Origin of the sequence: Corynebacterium sp. (assembly GCF_030530965.1) — a bacterium.
GTDB lineage: Bacteria > Actinomycetota > Actinomycetes > Mycobacteriales > Mycobacteriaceae > Corynebacterium.
Map to the genome: position 1 here is coordinate 76,307 of NZ_JAUMTY010000005.1, position 4,563 is coordinate 80,869.

The following is a 4,563-nucleotide window of genomic DNA, read 5'->3' on the forward strand; positions in this document are numbered from 1 at the left end:
CTCACGAGCCTTCCTACCGACCTTCGCTGACGGGTTGGACAACTCATGCATGAAGGTCCTGGATTGCTGCCACCATCAGCGATGCGTTTGGCTTGCGATCATCCTCGTCAGCACCGCCCTGACCTGGCTGCGGGTTTCCTTGCCCATCGCTCTCGTGTTCCGTCGGAGTGGTCTCAGAGATGCCATGGATGGATTCGATGGCCTGGACTGCTGCGACTGCCGCCTGGACCGTCGTAATGCAGGGGATCTCAGCGTTCAACGCTGCCGCGCGGATCTCGTAACCATCGTGGCGGGCGCCGGAACTTCCAGCTGGTGTGTTGATGATGAGATCAACCTGTTCGTCCAAAATAAGGTCGACGATGGACCGGCGGCCGTCCTTATCCCGATGAACGGTCCCCACCTCAACGTGATCGACGCTGGGGTTATCTTCATGGACTTGCGATTGCTTCGCGACGACTTCACACGGAATTCCATTGCGCCGGAGCATCCCCGCGGTGCCTTCCGTCGCCAGCAGCGAAAATCCCAACGTGGCCAAACGTTGGATGGGGAACACCATGGTCCGTTTGTCGTGGTTGGCGACCGAAACAAACACCGTGCCAGACACAGGGAGGCGTCCATAAGCCCCAGCCTGTGACTTGGCATAGGCCGCACCAAACGCGCGGTCAAGCCCCATGACTTCACCGGTCGACTTCATCTCTGGGGACAGGAGCGAATCCAACAGCGAGCCATCCTGCCGACGGAACCTACGGAACGGCAACACCGCTTCCTTGACCGCAATCGGCGCGTCGAGAGGAAGTGAACCGCCGTCGTGGTCGGTGGGGATCATTCCTTCCATACGCAGCTCCTGGAGCGTGGCGCCGACAGATATGCGAGCGGCGGCTTTCGCCAACGGAACACCCGTCGCTTTGGACACGAAAGGCACTGTTCGCGAGGCACGCGGATTCGCTTCGATGACGTAGAGAGTGTCATCTTTCAGGGCGAACTGGACGTTCATGAGTCCACGTACACCGATTTCACGAGCCAGCGCTGCCGTGGACCGTCGAACAGTGTCGATATCCTCTGTGCCCAAAGTCATGGGAGGAATAGCGCAGGCGGAGTCGCCCGAGTGAATACCGGCTTCCTCAATGTGCTCCATGACGCCAGCGAGATAAACCTCGTCACCATCGCATAAAGCGTCGACGTCGATTTCAATGGCATTGTCCAAGAACCGGTCAACGAGGACGGGATGATCGTGGGTGATCTCGGTCGCCCGGGAAATGTAGTCGGCGAGAGAGTCGTCATCATAGACAATTTCCATGCCGCGGCCGCCCAACACGTAGGAAGGCCGAACCAGCACTGGATAGCCAATTGACGACGCTACCGCCTGGGCTTCCTCGAGGTTCTTCGCCGTCCCATAGGCCGGTGCCGGAAGCCCGGAGCGTTCGAGAACCCCTCCGAACTCACCGCGGTCTTCCGCCAGGTTGATGGCCTCGGGAGTTGTTCCGATCACCGGAACGTCGGCCTCTTTGAGCCGCTCAGCAAGGCCTAGCGGTGTCTGTCCGCCCAACTGGCAGATGACGCCTGCCACATTCCCCGACTCAGATTCGGCGTGGTAGACCTCCATGACATCTTCAAAGGTCAACGGCTCAAAGTAGAGGCGGTCGGCCGTGTCATAGTCGGTAGAGACCGTCTCTGGGTTGCAGTTAACCATGACTGTCTCATAGCCGATGCGTGAGAGTTCCAATGCCGCGTGAACACACGAATAGTCGAACTCAATCCCCTGGCCAATACGGTTGGGGCCAGAGCCGAGAATGAGGATCTTTTCTTTTTCTCGCTGCGGAGTCACTTCACTTTCAGCAGCCGGATCAAGTTCATACGCGCTGTAGTGATAGGGAGTTTTCGCCTCGAACTCCGCCGCACACGTATCCACTGTTTTGAATACCGGACGGATACCAAGGGACCACCGCAGTGTGCGCACACCATTTTCTCCGGCGAGTTCGGGCCTCACACTGGCGATTTGCGCGTCGGAGAGCCCAAGGTACTTCGCTCGACGCAACAGGTCTTCGGTGAGCACCGGCGCCGCCTCTAGTTCCTTACGGAAAGCCACCAGTTGCTCGATTTCCGCAATAAACCAGGGGTCAATGCCGGACGCTTCGTGGACCTCATCGACGCTGGCGCCCAGCCGAAGAGCAAGTTCAACGAGGTAAAGGCGTCCTTCTTTGGGCACGCGGAGCATATCGACGACAGCCGCTTTGTCCTTAGCCGATTCGCCAGCAAAGTGTTCGTCGGGATATGTCCAGAAGCCGCTTTCTTTGTTCTCCAGGGAACGAAGAACCTTATTCAGGCCGGCGATGTAATTGCGCCCCAATGCCATCGCTTCGCCCACTGACTTCATGGACGTGGTTAGGGTGTCGTCGGAACCCGGGAATTTTTCGAACGCAAAGCGAGGAGCCTTGACGACGACGTAGTCCAACGTCGGCTCAAATGCCGCCGGGGTGACACCGGTGATGTCATTGCGGATTTCATCTAGGGTGTATCCAATTGCCAGCTTGGCTGCGATTTTCGCGATGGGGAAACCGGTTGCCTTCGACGCCAGTGCCGATGAACGCGACACGCGTGGATTCATCTCGATGGTGACGATGCGGCCATTATCAGGGTTCACCGCGAATTGGATGTTACAACCGCCTGTATCGACGCCGACCTCGCGCAGAATGGCGATGGCCTGGTCACGCATGACCTGAAATTCACGGTCGGTCAAGGTGAGCGCAGGCGCAACGGTGACGGAGTCACCAGTGTGGACGCCCACCGCATCCACGTTCTCGATGGAACAGACGATGACGACGTTATCGTTGCCATCCCGCATGAGCTCGAGCTCATACTCTTTCCACCCCAGAATGGATTCTTCGATGAGCACATTGGCCTCGGGTGAGGCTGCTAACCCGCCGCCGGCAATGCGGTCGATGTCGTCGTACGTGTAGGCAAGGCCAGACCCCAACCCACCCATAGTGAACGAGGGGCGAACAACAACAGGAAGGCCGAGCTCAGCGACGGTTTCGTGAACTTCCTCCATGTTGTGGCACACCCGCGATCGAGCCGACTCGCCACCAATTTTTTCGACGATATCTTTAAACTTTTGCCGGTCCTCTCCCCTCTCAATAGCCTCGATATCAGCACCAATGAGTTCCACGTGGTGTTTGGCGAGGATCCCCCGACGGTCAAGCTGAATGGCGGCGTTGAGAGCCGTCTGCCCACCCAGTGTGGCGAGCACGGCATCAATGGGGTGCCCTTCGGCAGCTTCTTTTTCGAAGATCTTCTCGATGTATTCGGGATCGATCGGTTCAATATAGGTATGGTCCGCGAACTCAGGGTCGGTCATGATGGTCGCGGGATTGGAGTTAATTAAGGTGACGCGGAGTCCTTCTTGTTCGAGGACTCGACATGCCTGAGTTCCGGAGTAGTCAAATTCACATGCTTGGCCGATGACAATAGGGCCAGACCCGATGACCAGCACGTGGTTAAGGTTTGTACGGCGTGGCATTTACTTGGCCTTTCCTTCTTGCATAACGGTCACGAACTGGTCGAAAAGCGGATTCGCATCATGGGGACCCGCAGCCGCCTCCGGGTGGTACTGCACAGAGAAAGCCCGCCCATCGTTGAGGGCGACGCCTTCCACCACGTTGTCGTTCGGGCAAATGTGGGTGACGTGGGCCGGTCCAAAGGGGGTGTCGAAGCTGGCTGTCAGCTCTTCGGTACTGAGTTTTTCCGACGCGTCATCAACATGCGGAGGAAGCAAGGCGAATCCATGGTTTTGGGCGGTGATGGAGACGCGCCCCGTGGCGACGTCGACAACGGGGACGTTAATTCCGCGGTGACCAAATTTGAGTTTGTAGGTACCTAAACCTAATGCTCGGCCAAAAATCTGGTTCCCGAAACAAATTCCGAAGAACGGAATTTTCGCTGAAAGAACCTGGCGGACGATGTCGACCATGGTGTCAGCCGTCGACGGATCTCCCGGACCGTTCGAAATAAACACCCCGTCAGGGTTGTACTTCTGGATGTCGTCGAAGGACGTATTCGCCGGGACAACGACTGTCTTAATGCCGCGTTGTGAGAAATTCCGCGGCGTATTGGTCTTAATTCCCATGTCATAGGCGACGACGGTCAGGGTATCTGACTGCGACAACGTCCCCTCAGGCTCAACGATATAAGGCTCGTCGGTGCTCACTTCTTCGGCAAGATCCTGGCCAGCCATCGACGGAATTTCGTTAACAATGGATAGGAGCTCGTCGACGGGTTTCGCGGCTTCATCACCAGTAAAGATCCCAGCGTTGACCGACCCCTTGTCGCGCAGATGGCGAACCAATGCACGGGTATCGACATTCTTAATGCCGATTATTCCCTGTGACACCATTTCTTCGTCGAGGGACCGCTTGCTCCGCCAGTTAGACGGGCGGGCGGAAAGGTCACGGATAATCAAACCGGATACCCAGATAGTGGATCCGCGGGACTCATCGTCTTCGTCATTCCAGCCGGTGTTTCCGATTTGTGGTGCGGTCGCGCACACTAACTGACGACGATACGACG

At 57.3% G+C, this 4,563-nt stretch carries 2 protein-coding genes; both read right to left on the minus strand.

Features of this window, described 5'->3' with window-relative positions; genetic code table 11:
- Nucleotides 1–43: 43 nt before the first annotated feature.
- The gene (gene carB / locus Q3981_RS02295) at nucleotides 44–3,517 is read right to left on the minus strand and encodes a carbamoyl-phosphate synthase large subunit (RefSeq protein WP_303123456.1); all 3,474 of its coding nucleotides are present in this window, start codon (nucleotides 3,515–3,517) and stop codon (nucleotides 44–46) included.
- Nucleotides 3,518–4,563 (minus strand): glutamine-hydrolyzing carbamoyl-phosphate synthase small subunit (gene carA, locus Q3981_RS02300; RefSeq protein ID WP_303123458.1); only part of this gene is annotated, 1,046 nt, incomplete at its 5' end.